A 16,670-nucleotide genomic window follows, 5' to 3' on the forward strand; every position below is an offset into this window, starting at 1 on the left:
GAAAAGCCCCTGCCGAGCATGGCTCGGCACTACCTTAGTCGGCAGCCAATTGCGCGGGTGCGCCCTGACGGCGCTGCAACGTCACCGCAATACCCCACAGCAACAAGCCTACTGCCGCGGTCGCTGCGCCTACATAGCCGGTGGAGGCGTGGCCGTATCCAGCGCCAATCGCCATGCCACCCAGCCAGGGGCCCAGGGCGTTTGCGGTATTGAAGGCGGCGTGGTTGGAAGCGGCAGCCAGGGTCTGGGCCTCGCCGGCAGCGTCCATCAGGCGGGTCTGCAAGGCCACGGCCAACGCGCCCATCGTGCCCACGGCAATGATCGCCGGGACCATTGCCCAGGCCGAGTTCGCGGCCAGCGGGAACAGCATCAGCACGACGATGGACCATGCCAGCAGCACGCCGGCGGCACGGAACTGCAACCGGTCGACCAGCTTGCCGCCAGCAACGTTGCCGATGATCGCGCCGACGCCGAACAGGCCGACCGCGACCGGCATCCAGCGCTCATTGATGCCGGTGACATTGACCAGGGTTGGTGCGAGGTAGGTGAATACGCAGAACATGCCGGCAAAGCCGATCGCGCCGATGGCCAGTGCCAGCCACACCTGGCTGGTATTGAAGGCGCGCAGTTCACGCATCGGCGAGGTGCGGACTTCGCTGGGGTCTGCCGGCAACTGCCGGGCGACCATCGTCACCGTGGCGAGGGCGAGCAGGCTCACCAGCACGAAGGCGCTGCGCCAGTTGAACTGCTGGCCCAGCCAGGTGGTCAGCGGGTTGCCGAGCAGGATGGCGATGGACAAGCCAAGCAGCACCTTGGAGACAGCGGCGCCGCGCTGTTCCGGCGGGCTGATCGAAGCGGCGACCAGCATGGCTACGCCGAAATAGGCGCCGTGCGGCAGGCCGGCGACGAATCGCGCCAGCAGCATCGTGTGGTAGCTCGGGGCCAGTGCACTGGCCAGGTTGCCGATAGCGTAGAAGCCCATCAGCCACAGCAGCAGGCTGCGGCGGCGCAGGCTGGCGCCGGCAAAGGCCAGTAGTGGTGCGCCGACCACCACGCCGATGGCGTAGGCGCTGATCAGGTGACCGACCTGGGCTTCGCTGATTGCCAGGCCGCGGCTGATTTCCAGCATCAGGCCCATGCTGGCAAATTCGCTGGTGCCGATGGCAAAACCGCCCAGTGAGAGCGCAATGAGAATGAAAGTGCGCTGGCGCGGCGTCAGCTGCGCTGCCAGGGAGAGCGTGGAATTCACGTCGGGCGGTCCGGGGAGGGCGTGGAATCGGTTACATAGTGTACTGTTGCGACGCAGCATCCGCAGCCGCCGAGGTCTGCTCCAGCGCCGGATACTGTGTTGCACGGGCCGGGGTAACTTGCCTCCAGTTCACTTCCAGTGGATAATGCCCGGCTTCCTGCGCTCCAAGTGCAGGATCCCTTGCCCCACCACGATACACAGCGGGGGGCTGTCCAGCCCGTCAGGGCTATATCCGAAAGGTATAAAAACATGAGTCGTCATTACGAAGTCGTGTTCCTGGTCCACCCGGACCAGAGCGAACAGGTCCCCGCCATGATCGAGCGCTACAAGGCGCTGGTCGAAGCCGGCAACGGCACCATCCACCGTCTGGAAGATTGGGGCCGTCGTCAGCTGGCTTACCCGATCCAGAACCTGGTGAAGGCTCACTATGTTCTGCTGAACATCGAAGCCGACCAGGCAGTTCTGAACGAACTGACCGAGAGCTTCCGCTTCAACGACGCCGTGCTGCGCAACCTGGTCATCAAGCGTGACGAGGCTGACACCGAGCAGTCGCTGATCATGAAGAGCAAGGACGAGAAGGGTGACAAGCCCGAGCGTGGCGAGCGCCGTCGTCGTGACGACGAAGAAGGTGCATCTTCCAACAATGACGAAGCCGGCGACGACGCCGCTTCTGCTGAATAAGGAGCACTTTCATGTCCAAGTTCTTCCGCCGTCGTAAGTTCTGCAAGTTCACCGCTGAAGGCGTGAAAGAGATCGATTACAAGGATCTCAACACCCTGCGTCAGTACCTGACCGAGAACGGCAAGATCGTTCCGAGCCGCGTGACCGGCACCAAGTCCAAGTACCAGCGCCAGCTGGCTACGGCCGTCAAGCGCGCCCGTTTCCTGGCTCTGATCCCGTACACGGACAACCACGACGTCTAATCCGATTTTTCGGAGGAATCCGCACTCGCTGCGGATTCTCGACAGGAAATCCGGCCTTGGCCGGATTTTCCGTACCCACCGTCCTATTCGGACAGCAAGCGTTGCGGTGCCATTGGCGCCGCTAACGAATAACGGAGCTACACCATGAAGCTGATTCTTATCCAGAAAGTGACCAACCTCGGCGGCCTGGGCGACCTGGTTGACGTGAAGCCGGGCTACGGCCGTAACTTCCTCGTGCCGCAGGGCAAGGCCGTTCCGGCCACCGCCAGCAACATCGCCGAGTTCGAAGCCAAGCGTGCTGAGTACGAAGCCAAGGCCCAGGCCTCGCACAACGATGCCGAAGCCCGCGCTGCCAAGTTCGAAGGCGCCAGCGTCACCATCGGTGCGCACGCTTCGACCGAAGGCAAGCTGTACGGTTCGGTTGGCCCGCGCGATATCGCTGAAGCCTTCACCGCTGCCGGCCTGGAGCTGAGCAAGAGCGAAGTGATCCTGGGCGAAGGCGCTTTCCGCAACGTTGGCGAGTTCGACGTCATCGTCAAGCTGCACGCCGATGTGGAAACCACCGTCAAGGTCATCGTCGAAGCCGACGCTTGATTCTGCCGGACTGGTTGTAAAGAACGGGCGCCGCAAGGCGCCCGTTTCTTTTGGCCGGCTGGTTGGTCTGGCCGCCGGCGGCCATGGGTGTCGCTATACTCGGTTGCCAGTGCCGTGCTTTGGCTGTTGAATTCCACGGAATATCAATGACTTGAGTGCGGGAACGGAACCTCCGGAACCTCATTCCGGGTATCGGCAGTTGCTGCCGATGTCCGCCAACAGCCCGATTCCATGCGTCTATCCACGATCAAGCTCTCCGGTTTCAAGTCGTTCGTCGATCCCACGACCTTGCACCTGCCAACCAATATGACCGGCGTCGTCGGTCCCAATGGCTGTGGCAAGTCCAACATCATCGATGCGGTGCGCTGGGTGATGGGCGAGAGCTCAGCCAGCCGCTTGCGTGGTGATTCGTTGACCGACGTGATCTTCTCCGGCTCGGCAGGACGCAAGCCGGTGTCGCAGGCGACGGTGGAGCTTATCTTCGACAACGCCGACCACACCATCTCCGGTGAATACGCCTCGTTCAACGAGATCTCGGTCAAGCGCACCGTCAGCCGTGATGGCAGCAGCAACTATTATTTGAACGGCACCAAGTGCCGCCGCCGCGATATCACCGATCTGTTCCTGGGCACCGGGCTTGGCCCGCGCAGCTACTCGATCATCGAGCAGGGCATGATCAGCCAGATCATCGAGGCACGCCCGGAAGACCTGCGCGTGTATCTGGAAGAAGCCGCCGGCATCTCCAAGTACAAGGAGCGCCGCAAGGAGACCGAAACCCGCATTCGCCACACCCGCGAGAATCTGGATCGGCTCAACGACCTGCGCGAAGAAATCGGCAAGCAGCTCGAGCACTTGAAGCGCCAGGCGCGGCAGGCCGAGCAGTACCAGGCGCTGCAGGAAGAGCGCCGGGTCAAGGATGCGGAATGGAAGGCGCTGGAATACCGCGGTCTTGATGGCCGCCTGGGTGGTCTGCGCGAGGCGCTTTCACGCGAAGAGACCAAGCTGCAGCAGCTGATCGCCGAACAGCGCGATGCCGAGAGCCGGATTGAAACCGGCCGCGTGCGCCGTGAAGAAGCGGCCGAGAGTTTGAACAAGGCACAGGCCGATGTGTACCAGGTGGGCAGCACCCTGGCGCGGCTTGAGCAGCAGATCCACCACCAGCGGGAAATGGCGCAGCGCTTGCACAAGGCGCGCGATGAAACCCGTCAGGCGCTGTCCGAGCTTGGCCAGCACATCAGCGGCGATGAAGCCAAGTTGATCGTGCTGCGTGAGTCGGTCGAGAACGCCGAGCCGCAGCTGGAACAGTTGCAGGAAGACAACGAGATCCGCCAGGAAGCCCTGCGCGAGGCCGAGGCCAAGTTGGCTGATTGGCAGCAGCGTTGGGAAGCGCATAACCGCAACACCTCCGAAGCGACCCGCTCCGGCGAGGTCGAGCGTACCCGCGTGGATTACCTGGACAAACAAGTCCTCGAAGCCGACCGCCGCCGCGAAGCACTGCAGGCAGAGCGCGCCGGCCTGGATCTGGATGCGCTGGCCGAGGCCTTCGAGCAGCTGCAGCTGGAGCACGAAACCCAGAAGGCCGCGCTGGAAACCTTGAGTGCACAGGTGGAGCTGCGCAAGGAATCGGTGGCGGCGCTGCAGGAGCAACAGCGTGCCGGGCAGTCGGAGCTGGCTGATGTACGTAAGCAGGCGCAGTCCGCCCGCGGTCGGTTGTCTTCGCTGGAGACGCTGCAGCAAGCCGCACTCGGCCAGGAACAGGGCGCAGCGGCAGCATGGCTGAAGGCGCGCGGCCTGGATTCGGCCGCACGTGTCGGTGAACGCATCACCGTTGAAGGCGGCTGGGAAAACGCAGTTGAAAGCGCGCTCGGGCAGCTGATCGAAGGCGTGCTGGTGGATGCACCGGAATCCTTGGTTGATGCGCTGGCTGAGCTGGGCGAAGGGCGCATTGCGTTGGTCGCAGGTGCAGATGGCAAGGCCGATTTCGCGCCGACCTCATTGGCGGCAAAAGTACAGGGGCCGCTGGCGATTCGTCGCCTGCTGGCGCATCTGCATGGCGCTGAAGATCTGGCGCAAGCGCAGCAGCTGCAGCGCAAGCTGGGTGACAGCGAATCGGTGATCACCCGTAGCGGTGAGCGCCTGGGACAGGGCTGGGTGCGCTTGTCGCGCTCCGGTGCGGCCGAGCAGGGCGCACTGCTGCGCGAGCGCGAGATTGTTACCTTGCGCGAGCAGATCGAAACCCTGCAGGAACGTGAAGCTGCATTGGAGCAGCAGCTGGCTGGCTTGCGTGATCAGCTATTGGCCGCCGAGCAGCAGCGCGAAGACGTGCAACGCTCGTTGTATCAGGCGCATCGCGCCGGGTCCGAGATGGCAGGGCAGCTGCAGAGCCAGCAAGGAAAATTGGAATCCACGCGCACGCGCATCGAACGTATCGAAGGCGAGTTGGCGCAGCTGCTGGAAACGCTGGACGCCAGTCGCGAGCAAGCCACCGAGGCGCGCCTGCGACTGGATGAGGCCGTGTCCAGCATGGGCGACCTGGAGTCGGCCCGGCATGCGCTGGAAAGCGAGCGCAGGCAGATGAGTGATACCCGTGATCAGGCGCGAGATGCGGCGCGCAATGTGCGCGACAGCATGCATGCACTGGCCTTGACGCTGGAGTCGCAGCGTACCCAGATCAGCTCGCTGAGCCACGCGCTCGAGCGCATGGGCAGCCAACGCGGTCAGCTCGACTCGCGCCTTGGCGAACTGCACTCGCAGCTGGACGAAGGCGGCACGCCGGTCCACACCCTTGAAGCCGAGCACCAGAACGCATTGGCCGAGCGCGTCCGCGTCGACCGCGTGCTGGCCGAGGCGCGTACCTTGCTCGATGGTATCGATCATGAGTTGCGTGGCCTGGAGCAGACCCGCCATCAGCGCGACGAACAGTCGCTGGCACAGCGCGAGCGTATTTCGCAGCGCAAGCTTGATCAGCAGGCCTTGGTGCTCAGTGCCGAGCAGCTGTCGGCTGCGGTGGAGAAGGCCGGCTTCGTGCTGCAGGACGTGATCAATACGCTGCCCGAAGATGCGCGCCTGTCGGACTGGGAATCGACGGTGCACCAGATCGACGGCCGCATGCGCCGGCTGGAGCCGGTCAATCTGGCCGCGATCCACGAATACGGTGAGGCGTCGCAGCGTTCGGAGTATCTGGACGCGCAGAACACCGATCTGAACACCGCGCTGGAAACGCTGGAAGACGCCATCCGCAAGATCGACCGCGAAACCCGCGGCCGCTTCAAGGACACCTTTGACCGGGTCAACTCCGGCGTGCAGGCGCTGTATCCGCGCCTGTTCGGTGGCGGTCATGCCTACCTGGAACTCACCGGCGAAGACCTGCTCGATACCGGCGTGACCATCATGGCGCGCCCGCCGGGCAAACGCGTATCCAATATCTCGCTGCTGTCCGGCGGTGAGAAGGCGATGACTGCGGTGGCGCTGGTGTTTGCCATCTTCCAGCTCAACCCGGCCCCGTTCTGCCTGCTGGACGAGGTGGACGCGCCGTTGGACGAAGCCAACGTCGGCCGTCTGGCCAATATGGTCAAGGAAATGAGCGAGAAGGTGCAGTTCCTGTTCGTCAGCCATAACAAGGCGACGATGGAGGCTGCGCACCAGTTGTCGGGCGTTACGATGCGCGAGCCGGGTGTCAGCCGACTGGTCAGTGTTGACCTTGAAGAGGCTGCCCGATTGGCGGGCGCGGCCTGACGTGCCATTCTTTAGCCACCTGAACGATTAACCCGGAGACTGCAGCGCATGTCTGACACGGCACTGTTGCGTATCGGCATTCTGGTTGCCGGCGTTTTGCTGGTAGCGGCCATTTTCTTTTTCAGCCGGCCCAAGCGGCTGGCGCAAGGCAAGCGCAAGGAGCCGGCCGGTGCTGAGCAACCGCGTCGCGAGCCGGTGCTGGGCGGTGCTGAGGGCGCTGCGGGCGCCGATGTGGGCGAGGGCGGTGTAGCCGCCGACGGCGTGACCCAGGCTGAGCTTGGCTTGCCTGACGTGGACGAAGGCAATCTGAGTGAGCTCGGCAAGCGGCCTACCCAGGATTTCGACAAGATCGTCTCGCTGTACGTGGCTGCCCGTTCCGGGCAGGTGCTGCGTGGCGAGGACATCGTGGTGGCGGCGGAGAAGACCGGTCTGGTCTTTGGCTACATGAATGTGTTCCACCGTCTGGTGGAAGGGCATTCGGAGCGCGGCCCGATCTTCTCAATGGCCAGCATCATGAAGCCCGGCAGTTTCGACATGGGCAATATCCGCGAAATGGAAACCCCGGCCATTGCTTTCTTTCTGACCTTGCCGGCGCCGATGACTGCGCTCGATGCCTGGGAAAAGATGCTACCGACCGTGCAGCGCATGGGCGAACTGCTCGACGGCGTGGTGCTGGATGACAGCCGCAATGCCCTGGGCCGCCAGCGCATCGCGCATATCCGCGATGATCTGCGTGCGTATGACCGCCAGCATCAGGCGCCGCCGCTGACCAAGTCGCCGCGTTGGTAAAGCTTTAAGAGCTACCCCTCCCCAACCCTCCCCTTGCCTACGGCAAAGGGAGGGGGCGTAGCTCTTCCCCCTCCCTTGCGCGCAGCGTAGGGGAGGGCCGGGGAGGGGTGCTGTTCGCAGCAAGCATCAATCACAAGCACCCCGCTTTTACCGCGCAAACACTCCGCGCAGGTAAAATCGCCGCATGAATCAAAACACCGCCGCCACCCAGCGCATCAGCGAACTCCGCCGGCAACTGGCCGACGCCTCGCGTGCCTATCACGAGCACGACGAGCAGATCATCCCGGACGCCGAGTACGACCGGTTGATGCGCGAACTGGAAGCGCTCGAAGCTGCGCATCCGGAACTGGACAGTGCCGACTCGCCCAGCCATCAGGTCGGTGGCAAGCCGTCATCGCGGTTCCCGGAAGTCGTGCATGCCGTGCCGATGCTGTCGCTGGGCAACGCCTTCAGCGATGCCGAAGTACATGACTTCGTGCGCCGCATCGATGAGCGCCTGCATCGCCGTGAACTGCTTTTCTCCGCTGAGCCCAAGCTTGACGGCCTGGCCATCAACCTGCGTTACGAGAATGGCGTGTTCGTGCAGGGCGCGACCCGCGGTGACGGCGCCACCGGCGAAGACGTCAGCGCCAATCTGCGCCAGATCAAGGTCATTCCGCAGCAACTGAGTGGTCAGGGTTGGCCCGAGGTGTTGGAGGTGCGGGGTGAGGTCTATATGCCGCGCGCCGACTTCGAACGTTACAACGAGCAGGCGCGCCTGCATGGTGGCAAGGTGCTGGCCAATCCGCGCAATGGCGCGGCCGGTTCGCTGCGCCAGCTTGATCCGAAGATCAGTGCACAACGTCCCTTGAGTTTCTACGCCTATGGGCTGGGTGAAGTGTCCGGTGGCGAACTGCCCGAGACGCATTCGGCAACCTTGGCGCAGCTGGCGCAATGGGGTTTCCCGGTCAGCGATCTGTGCAAGGTGGTGCAGGGTGCCGAAGGTCTGCTCGCGTATTACCGCGATATCGGCGAGCGCCGTGACGGTCTGGCCTATGACATCGATGGCGTGGTCTACAAGCTCGATGACCGTGAGGGTCAGCAGGAAATGGGCTTCGTCGCACGTGCGCCACGCTGGGCGATCGCGCATAAGTTCCCGGCGCAGGAACAGACCACCACGGTCGAAGCCATCGAGATCCAGATCGGTCGTACCGGCGCAGCGACACCGGTTGCACGATTGAAGCCGGTGCACGTGGCCGGTGTCGTCGTGACCAACGCCACCCTGCACAACGCCGATCAGATCGCGCGCCTGGACGTGCGCGTCGGCGATGCCGTGATCGTGCGCCGTGCCGGTGATGTGATCCCGGAAGTTGTCAGCGTCATTGTTGATCGCCGCCCGGAAGGCACGACGCCGTGGCAGATGCCGCGCGCCTGCCCGGTGTGTGGTTCGGAAATCGTGCGCGAGGAAGGCGAGGCGGCGTGGCGCTGCTCCGGTGAGCTGAGCTGCCCGGCGCAGCGCAAGGAAGCCATTGCCCACTTCGCCTCACGCAAGGCGATGGATATCGACGGGCTGGGCGACAAGTACATCGAGGTGCTGGTTGATGCGGGTATCGTGCGCGGCGTAGCCGATCTGTATGCACTCAACCGCGATCAGCTGCTGGTGCTGAAGCTGGCGCTGGATTCCGATTCGCCGGAAGCACTCGCCTCGCAGCTCGGCCAGCACCTGCAGCCCGAAGGCAGCGGTGACACGCTCAATCGCATCCTCAAGCTGGATGCGGGCGATGTGTCGTGGCGTGCGCAGGCCTTGTCGGTGCCTGCCAGCTTCCAATGGAATACCAAGAAGATCGCCACCAAATGGGCCGACAACCTGATCGCCGCGATTGCCGCCAGCCGCAACACCACGCTGGAGCGCTTGCTGTTTGCGTTGGGTATCGAGCATGTTGGCGAGAGCACAGCCAAGGCCTTGTCGGCATGGTTCGGTGATCTTGAGTTGATCCGTCACCTGCCGTGGCCGATGTTCAAGCGCGTGCCGGACATCGGTGGCGAAGTGGCTCGTTCGATTGGCCACTTCATGGCACAACCGGGCAACCAGCAGGCCATTGATGCATTGTTGGAGCGTGGCGTGCAGATCAGCGATACGCACGCGCCCAATGCAAAGCTGCGTGCCAATCTGAATCTGGCAACCTTGTTGGCGGATCTTGAGATTCCCAAGGTCACGCCGGTACGCGCGCGCCAGCTGGCGGAGGCGTTCCGTTCGACGGCGGCGATTCTGGATGAAGAAGCGCACAACTTCATGACCGCCGGTCTACCGGCGGAAACCGCCAATGCCCTGGTTGCGTGGCTGAATGTTGATGCCAATGCACAGCTGTTCAGCGCTGCTGGCGCAGCATTGGAGCGTTTGCTGGCGATCACGCCGGTGCAACAACAGCAGGTCGCCGGTGTGCTCGATGGCAAGACGGTGGTGCTGACAGGCACGCTGACGCAGATGGGCCGCGACGAGGCCAAGGCCAAGCTGGAAGCCTTGGGCGCCAAGGTCGCCGGCAGCGTCTCGAAGAAAACCAGTTTCGTGGTGGCCGGCGCCGAAGCCGGCTCCAAGTTGGACAAGGCAAATGAGCTTGGTGTGGAAGTATGGGACGAGGCGCGTCTGCTTGCCTTCCTCGCCGAGCACGGAGAGCAGGCATGAGTGAGATCAAGGCGCGCTTGGCGCAACCGCAAGACTTCCCACAGCTGATCGCGATGGTTCGTGATTTCTATGTGGAAGACCAGATTCCCTATATCGCCGAACGGGTGGAGCCGGGCCTGCACACGCTGCTGGAACAGCCGAGCTGCGGCGCGGCATTGTTGTTGCTCGATGGCGACAGCGTGGTGGGCTATATCACCCTGGGCTGGTGCTTCAGCGTCGAACAGGGCGGTCGTTTCATATTGTTGGACGAGCTGTATCTCGGCCCGGCAGCGCGTGGTCGTGGCTGGGGTCGGCAGGCCTTGGCGCTGGCTCGCGACTGGGCCGCAGGGCAGGGTGCGGCGGTGATCCGGCTGGAGGTGAATCACCACAATGCCAAGGCCAAGTCGCTGTATCTGTCGGCCGGCTACCGCGACGATGAGCGCGACATCCTGACCTTGTCATTGAACGGGCCTTCTGGACGTTTGCACTCGTGATCGAAGCCCTACGTCAGCGCGCACGCTTGAATGCATTGATCCGCGGCTTTTTTGCCGAGCGCGATGTATTGGAAGTGGAAACGCCAATCATGTCGGCTGCCGGCAATACCGAGCCGAACATCGAGGGCTTCCAGACCCGCTTCAGCGGTCACGTCGATGCCGGTTCGCCACAGCGCTGGCTGCGCACTTCGCCGGAGTATCCACTCAAGCGGCTGTTGGCTGCCGGTGTTGGTGATTGCTATGAACTGGGCCGGGTGTTCCGCAACGGTGAGGCCGGTGGTCGCCACAATCCCGAGTTCACCATGCTGGAGTGGTATCGGGTGGGTTGGGATCATCATCGGCTGATCGATGAAACCATCGCACTGGTACAGCAGGCGTTGGCGATGGTGCGGCGTCCGCCGGCATCGGTGCGAATCGTCAGCTACCGCGACCTGTTCATCCAGGCGGTGGCGCTGGATCCGTTCCTGGCCAACGAAGCGCAGTTACGTGCAGGTCTGGGCGAGGTCGGTATCCAGCCGGATGGCCTGACCCGCGATGACTGGTTGGATCTGCTGATGAGCCATTGCATCCAAGCGCAGTTCGCAGTCGATGCCATTACCGTGATTCACGACTGGCCAGCCAGCCAGGCAGCACTGGCGAAGATTCGTCCGGGCGCTCCGCCATTGGCTGAACGCTTTGAGCTTTACCTGGGCCCGGTTGAATTGGCCAACGGCTATCACGAGCTGAACGACGCGGTCGAGCAGCGCCAGCGCTTCGAGCGTGATCTGGCGATCCGGGCGGCGCGCGGAGCTGAACAACCGCCCTTGGATGAAGCATTTCTTGCTGCATTGCAGTCGCTGCCTGCTTGCGCCGGTGTTGCGGTTGGCGTGGACCGATTGCTGATGGCCTTGGCCGGTACGCCGCGCATCGGCGATGTGTTGGCGTTTGATTTCGCCAACGCCTGATGCTGGTTTGCGCTCGATCATGGATCTGCAGCTTGGCAGCGCCGATGATAATGCTTTGCTCACAATGACTCAGGCAGTGTGTGATCATCGGAATCCATCATGACCGAACAGGGGAGCGTCTGATGAAGCGGGTCTGCGGCTTGCTGCTATTGCTGGCGCCGACAGTACTGGCAGCCCAGGAATCTGCGCCAACAGCGGCGGACCGGCAGGTGGTGCGCTGCGAATCGGGTGAGCAGTTGCGGACGTTCTGCCCGATGGATACCAGTGCTGGCGTGCAACTGGTGCGGCAACTGTCCAGGCGCGACTGCATCCGCGAGACCAGTTGGGGCGTTGAAGGCAATGCGGTTTGGGTGAGCCAGGGCTGCAGCGCTGAATTTGCTCGTCCGCAGGCCTCCAGTCGCACTACGCGCCGCGTGGTGCGCTGCGAATCAAAAGGGCGGACGGAAGTCTGTCCGGTGGTGTTGCGTGGTGCGCCAGTGCGCTTGTTGCGGCAGCAGTCGGTGCTGCCGTGCCGCGAAGGCCGCAGCTGGGGATACAGCGGCAAGGAAATCTGGGTCAGTCGTGGTTGTCAGGGCCTGTTCGAGGTTGGTGCCGAGGACGGCTCGGGCTTTGTCGATACCCCGCGCAGGGTGATCTGTGAGTCCAAAGGGGAGCTGCGGCGCGAATGCGGTGTCAGCGTGACCCGTCGGGTGACCCTGGTGGAGCAGCTGTCCAAAGCCGCCTGCCGGGAGGGTGACAGCTGGGGCTGGGACCGCAATGGAATCTGGGTGGACAAGGGCTGCCGCGGCGAATTCTCAGCCGATTGAGTGGGGGCTGGCTGATCCGATGTTATTGGTCCGCACCGGGCAGCGCCGATTACAATGGGCGGATGAACGATACCCCCGCCATTGATTACGCCCGTTACGACCATATCCGCCCGATCCGCTGGACCGGCGAGGCCTTGGAGCTGCTGGATCAGCGCAAACTGCCGTTTATCGTCGAGCACGTGCTGTGCCATGACAGCGACGCGGTTGCCGAAGCAATCCATGCTTTGACCGTGCGCGGTGCGCCTGCCATCGGTATCGCCGCAGCCTGGGGCGTGGTGTTGGCCGCGCGTGAAGTGCAGGCCGATGACGGCGCCGCAGCGTTGCAGGTGTTGGCGCCGGCCTTGGATCGACTCAATGCCTCGCGTCCTACTGCAGTCAACCTGGCCTGGGCGCTGGCGCGCATGCGCCGCGCTTTGGCCGCTGCCGGTTCGGACTGGAAGCTGGTCGCTGCGCTTGAAGCCCAGGCAATCGCCGATGAGGACCTGGCTGCCAATCGCCATATGGGCGCCTTGGGGGCGGCCTTGATCGCACCGGGTAGCGGTGTGCTGACCCATTGCAACACCGGCTCGCTGGCCACCGCCGGCTTCGGCACTGCCTTGGGCGTGATACGCGCGGGTGTCGCGCAGGAGCGTATTGCGAAGGTATTTGCCGGTGAGACCCGGCCGTGGTTGCAGGGCGCACGCCTGACCGTTTGGGAGCTGCAACAGGACGGAATCGATGCAACCTTGATTGCCGACTCGGCCGCCTCACACCTGATGAAGACCGGTGCGGTGCAATGGGTGATCGTCGGTGCTGACCGTATTTGTGCCAACGGCGACACCGCCAACAAGATCGGCACCTACCAGCTGGCCATTGCCGCGCGCCATCACGGTGTGAAGTTCATGGTGGTCGCCCCGTCTTCGACCGTGGACATGGGCACCGCCCATGGCGACGAGATCGAGATCGAGCAGCGCGACCCGGGCGAGCTGTTCGGCGTGGGCGGTGTACGCACTGTGGCCGAGGGCATTGCCGCCTGGAATCCGGTGTTCGACGTGACCCCGGGCGAGCTGATCGACGCCATCGTCACCGAGCGCGGCGTGATCCTGAAGCCGGATCTGACCACCATGGCCGCAGCATTCAACGACTAGCCGGTAGTGCCGAGCTACGCTCGGCAGGAGCTTTCCCGGGAATGTGTGGGAGGTAGTGCCGAGCCATGCTCGGCAGGAGCTTTCCCGGGAATGTGTGGGAGGTAGTGCCGAGCCATGCTCGGCAGTGGCTTGCCCGGTAAGGTTCCAACCGAGCATGGCTCGGCTCTACAGGGAGCCCTTTGTCTTGTGGGAGCGGCGTAAGCCGCGAAGCTGATGGTCAAGAGGACTGCAGCCTGCTGGAGCTGTGGTTTTGCGGCTGACGGCGCTCCCGCACGGGGCGCCGGTAAGGCCCCTGCCGAGCATGGCTCGGCACTGCCCTATGGCTGTCCCTAAGTTCCTGATTTCTTCCGGTAAAAGCACCCTAAATGGCGGTGAAAAACCTACCCTTGTGGTAGACTCCGCAGGTTGATCCGAGTTTCCGGCAGGGCGGCCCGTCAAGGCGCCGCCAGCGGACGGGATCGCTACCTGACAACGGAACCCGAATGGCAGAAAACGCCAAGGAAATCATCCAGGTCAACCTGGAAGACGAGATGCGCAAGAGCTACCTCGATTACGCGATGAGCGTGATCGTCGGCCGCGCACTCCCCGATGCCCGCGATGGCCTCAAGCCAGTTCATCGCCGCGTCCTGTTTGCGATGAATGAGCTGGGTGCTCACAGCAACAAGGCGTACTTCAAATCGGCGCGTATCGTCGGTGACGTGATCGGTAAGTACCACCCGCACGGCGATCAGTCGGTTTACGACGCGCTGGTGCGTTTGGCGCAGCCATTCTCGCTGCGTTACATGCTGGTGGACGGCCAAGGTAACTTCGGTTCGGTCGACGGCGACTCGGCAGCAGCAATGCGTTACACCGAGGCCCGCATGTCGCGCCTGACGCATGAGCTGATGGCCGATATCGACAAGGAAACCGTCGATTTCCAGCCCAACTACGACGAAAAGGAACTGGAGCCGACGGTCATGCCGACCCGGTTCCCGAACCTGCTGGTCAACGGTTCGGCCGGTATTGCGGTGGGCATGGCGACCAATATTCCGCCGCACAACCTCACCGAAGCCATCACTGCCTGCATCGCGCTGATCGACGATCCGTCGATCGACGTTGATGGCCTGATGGAATACATCCCGGGCCCGGATTTCCCCACCGCCGGCATCATCAATGGCACCGCCGGCATCATCGCCGGTTACCGCACCGGCCGAGGTCGCGTACGCATCCGTGCCAAGGCTGATATCGAAGTGGCTGACAATGGTCGCGAGTCGATCATCGTCACTGAGATTCCGTACCAGGTGAACAAGGCGCGGTTGATCGAGAAGATCGCCGAGCTGGTCAAGGAAAAGAAGCTCGAAGGCATCAGCGAGCTGCGCGATGAGTCCGACAAGGACGGCATGCGCATCTACATCGAAATCAAGCGCGGCGAGTCGGCCGAGGTTGTGCTCAACAACCTTTACCAGCAGACCCAGATGGAGTCGGTGTTCGGCATCAACATGGTGGCGCTGGTCGATGGCCGGCCGAAGCTGTTGAACCTCAAGGAAGTGCTGGAGGCGTTCATCCGCCACCGCCGTGAGGTTGTGACCCGCCGCACCATCTTTGAACTGCGCAAGGCGCGTGCGCGTGCGCACGTGTTGGAAGGCCTGACCGTTGCCTTGGCCAACATCGATGAAATGATCGAGTTGATCAAGACCTCGGCCAATCCGGCTGAAGCCAAGGAGCGCATGCTCTCCAAGGTGTGGCAGCCCGGTCTGGTCGGTGCGTTGCTGGGCGCCGCAGGTGCCGAGGCCTCGCGTCCGGAAGACCTGCCCAAGGGTATTGGCCTGGTCAACGGCAACTACCAGCTCAGCGAAGTCCAGGCCACGCAGATTCTGGAAATGCGCCTGCACCGCCTGACCGGGCTGGAGCAGGACAGGCTGACCGAAGAATACAAGCAGCTGCTGGAAGTCATCGCTGGCCTGATCCGCATTCTGGAAAATCCGGATGTGCTGTTGCAGGTCATCCGCGATGAGCTGGAAAGCGTGCGCGCCGAGTTCGGCGACGCGCGTCGTACCGAAATTCGTCACAGCGAAGAAGATCTGGACATCCTCGATCTGATCGCGCCGGAAGACGTGGTGGTGACGCTGTCGCGTGCCGGTTACGTCAAGCGTCAGCCGGTCAGTGCCTACCGCGCACAGCGTCGCGGTGGTCGTGGCCGCAGTGCCGCAGCGACCAAGGACGAGGATTCGATCGAACAGCTGTGGCTGGTCAACACCCATGACACCCTGTTGACCTTCACCAGCTCGGGCAAGGTGTTCTGGTTGCCGGTGCATCAGTTGCCGGAAGCCGGCTCCAACGCACGTGGCCGCCCGATCATCAACTGGATCGCGCTGGAGAGCGGTGAACGCGTGCAGGCGGTGTTGCCGGTGCGCGAGTACGACGAAAACCACTTCGTGTTCTTCGCTACCCGCAACGGCACGGTCAAGAAGACCCCGCTGAGCGAGTTCGCGTTCCGTCTGGCGCGCGGCAAGATCGCCATCAACCTCGATGACGGTGACGCGCTGGTCGGCGTCGGCCTCACCGATGGTGAGCGCGACATCGTGCTGTTTGCTTCCAACGGCAAGACCGTTCGCTTCGGCGAAGACAAGGTCCGTTCGATGGGCCGTACCGCTACCGGCGTGCGTGGCATCAAGATGCCCAAGGGCGAGGAAGTGGTCAGCCTGATCGTCGCCGAAAGTGCTGGCGGCGTCGATGATGAGAACGAAGAGGACAACGGCGTCGAGGAAGTGGCAGTGGACGGCGGCGAGATCGTCGAAGCTGCAGACGATGCTGGCGTGCAGTACATCCTGACCGCGACCGAAAACGGCTACGGCAAGCGCACTCCGCTGGCGGATTACCCGCGCAAGGGTCGCGGCACGCAGGGCGTGATCGGCATCCAGACCAGCGAGCGCAACGGCAAGTTGGTCAGCGCAGTGCTGTTGGGTACCGGCGATGAAGTGTTGTTGATTTCCGACGGTGGCACGCTGGTGCGCACTCGTGGTTCGGAGATCTCGCGCGTTGGCCGCAACACCCAGGGCGTGACCCTGATCCGTCTGTCCAAGGGCGAGAAGCTGCAGGCGGTTGAACGCCTGGATGCTTCGCTTGAGGCTGAGGACGAGGTGCTGGAAGACGATGCTGCAGGCGCTGTGGAAGCAGTGGCACCGGCTGCGCCGGAAGCCTGATTTTTAAGGGTTTGAGTTTGGAAAAAGCGCCGGCATGCCGGCGCTTTTTTTGTCTTCCATTTGGTTTTATCAGCTAGAAGCTGCCCTCACCACACCCCCTCGCCCGCACGCGGGAGAGGGGCTCGGATCGCGTCAGCTGCTAGTGCACTAGCCCCTCTCCCGCGTGCGGGAGAGGGGTTGGGGTGA

General features: G+C 63.1%; 12 protein-coding genes. 11 read left to right on the forward strand and 1 reads right to left on the reverse strand.

What is annotated here, in order from left to right:
- Positions 1 to 34: 34 nt before the first annotated feature.
- A complete protein-coding gene (locus ACVOLZ_RS11895) occupies positions 35 to 1,249 on the reverse strand; it encodes an MFS transporter (protein ID WP_481516323.1) in 1,215 nt (404 codons plus the stop codon).
- 249 nt (positions 1,250 to 1,498) lie between these two features.
- On the opposite strand from ACVOLZ_RS11895, the gene rpsF reads away from it, so the two are divergent.
- The 11 genes from rpsF to gyrA all read left to right on the forward strand — a co-directional run bounded on the left by rpsF (position 1,499) and on the right by gyrA (position 16,484).
- Positions 1,499 to 1,930, forward strand: a complete 432-nt coding sequence (gene rpsF, locus ACVOLZ_RS11900; protein WP_282266085.1) for a 30S ribosomal protein S6 — start codon at positions 1,499 to 1,501, stop codon at positions 1,928 to 1,930.
- Positions 1,931 to 1,941: 11 nt separating this feature from the next.
- Positions 1,942 to 2,172: a 30S ribosomal protein S18 gene (gene rpsR / locus ACVOLZ_RS11905; RefSeq protein WP_002804494.1), complete on the forward strand. Its 231-nt coding sequence runs from the start codon at positions 1,942 to 1,944 to the stop codon at positions 2,170 to 2,172.
- A 144-nt stretch (positions 2,173 to 2,316) separates the two neighbouring features.
- Entirely contained in the window at positions 2,317 to 2,766 is a 450-nt protein-coding gene (rplI, locus tag ACVOLZ_RS11910) for a 50S ribosomal protein L9 (RefSeq protein ID WP_481510371.1), read from the forward strand.
- A 231-nt stretch (positions 2,767 to 2,997) separates the two neighbouring features.
- Positions 2,998 to 6,501 carry a chromosome segregation protein SMC gene (gene smc, locus ACVOLZ_RS11915; RefSeq protein WP_481516324.1) on the forward strand — a complete coding sequence of 1,168 codons (3,504 nt, stop codon included), beginning with the start codon at positions 2,998 to 3,000 and terminating at the stop codon, positions 6,499 to 6,501.
- A gap of 48 nt (positions 6,502 to 6,549) precedes the next feature.
- Positions 6,550 to 7,290, forward strand: coding sequence for a cell division protein ZipA (gene zipA, locus ACVOLZ_RS11920; RefSeq protein WP_481516325.1), 741 nt, complete (start codon positions 6,550 to 6,552; stop codon positions 7,288 to 7,290).
- Positions 7,291 to 7,474: 184 nt separating this feature from the next.
- A complete protein-coding gene (ligA, locus tag ACVOLZ_RS11925; protein ID WP_481516326.1) occupies positions 7,475 to 9,952 on the forward strand; it encodes an NAD-dependent DNA ligase LigA in 2,478 nt (825 codons plus the stop codon).
- Positions 9,949 to 10,425, forward strand: a complete 477-nt coding sequence (locus ACVOLZ_RS11930) for an N-acetyltransferase family protein (RefSeq protein WP_481516327.1) — start codon at positions 9,949 to 9,951, stop codon at positions 10,423 to 10,425. The genes ligA and ACVOLZ_RS11930 overlap by 4 nt, the downstream gene beginning before the upstream one ends.
- A complete protein-coding gene (gene epmA, locus ACVOLZ_RS11935) occupies positions 10,392 to 11,369 on the forward strand; it encodes an EF-P lysine aminoacylase EpmA (protein ID WP_481516332.1) in 978 nt (325 codons plus the stop codon). The genes ACVOLZ_RS11930 and epmA overlap by 34 nt, the downstream gene beginning before the upstream one ends.
- Positions 11,370 to 11,491: 122 nt before the next feature.
- Positions 11,492 to 12,175 (forward strand): DUF3011 domain-containing protein, encoded by a 684-nt coding sequence (locus tag ACVOLZ_RS11940; protein ID WP_481516328.1) that lies wholly within the window; start codon positions 11,492 to 11,494, stop codon positions 12,173 to 12,175.
- 62 nt (positions 12,176 to 12,237) lie between these two features.
- Positions 12,238 to 13,302, forward strand: coding sequence for an S-methyl-5-thioribose-1-phosphate isomerase (gene mtnA / locus ACVOLZ_RS11945; protein WP_481516329.1), 1,065 nt, complete (start codon positions 12,238 to 12,240; stop codon positions 13,300 to 13,302).
- A gap of 482 nt (positions 13,303 to 13,784) precedes the next feature.
- On the forward strand, positions 13,785 to 16,484 hold the full coding sequence (gene gyrA / locus ACVOLZ_RS11950; protein WP_481516330.1) for a DNA gyrase subunit A: 2,700 nt from the start codon (positions 13,785 to 13,787) through the stop codon (positions 16,482 to 16,484).
- Positions 16,485 to 16,670: the final 186 nt, after the last annotated feature.

It is taken from the genome of Stenotrophomonas sp. STEN020 (genome assembly GCF_056760195.1).

What these genes read in the sequence shown, in the direction of transcription:
- mtnA (WP_481516329.1), top strand. Translation starts at nt 12,238, where the DNA reads ATGAACGATACCCCCGCCATTGATTACGCCCGTTACGACCATATCCGC.
- rpsF (WP_282266085.1), top strand. Translation starts at nt 1,499, where the DNA reads ATGAGTCGTCATTACGAAGTCGTGTTCCTGGTCCACCCGGACCAGAGC.
- ligA (WP_481516326.1), top strand. Translation starts at nt 7,475, where the DNA reads ATGAATCAAAACACCGCCGCCACCCAGCGCATCAGCGAACTCCGCCGG.
- rplI (WP_481510371.1), top strand. Translation starts at nt 2,317, where the DNA reads ATGAAGCTGATTCTTATCCAGAAAGTGACCAACCTCGGCGGCCTGGGC.
- ACVOLZ_RS11930 (WP_481516327.1), top strand. Translation starts at nt 9,949, where the DNA reads ATGAGTGAGATCAAGGCGCGCTTGGCGCAACCGCAAGACTTCCCACAG.
- zipA (WP_481516325.1), top strand. Translation starts at nt 6,550, where the DNA reads ATGTCTGACACGGCACTGTTGCGTATCGGCATTCTGGTTGCCGGCGTT.
- ACVOLZ_RS11940 (WP_481516328.1), top strand. Translation starts at nt 11,492, where the DNA reads ATGAAGCGGGTCTGCGGCTTGCTGCTATTGCTGGCGCCGACAGTACTG.
- gyrA (WP_481516330.1), top strand. Translation starts at nt 13,785, where the DNA reads ATGGCAGAAAACGCCAAGGAAATCATCCAGGTCAACCTGGAAGACGAG.
- rpsR (WP_002804494.1), top strand. Translation starts at nt 1,942, where the DNA reads ATGTCCAAGTTCTTCCGCCGTCGTAAGTTCTGCAAGTTCACCGCTGAA.
- smc (WP_481516324.1), top strand. Translation starts at nt 2,998, where the DNA reads ATGCGTCTATCCACGATCAAGCTCTCCGGTTTCAAGTCGTTCGTCGAT.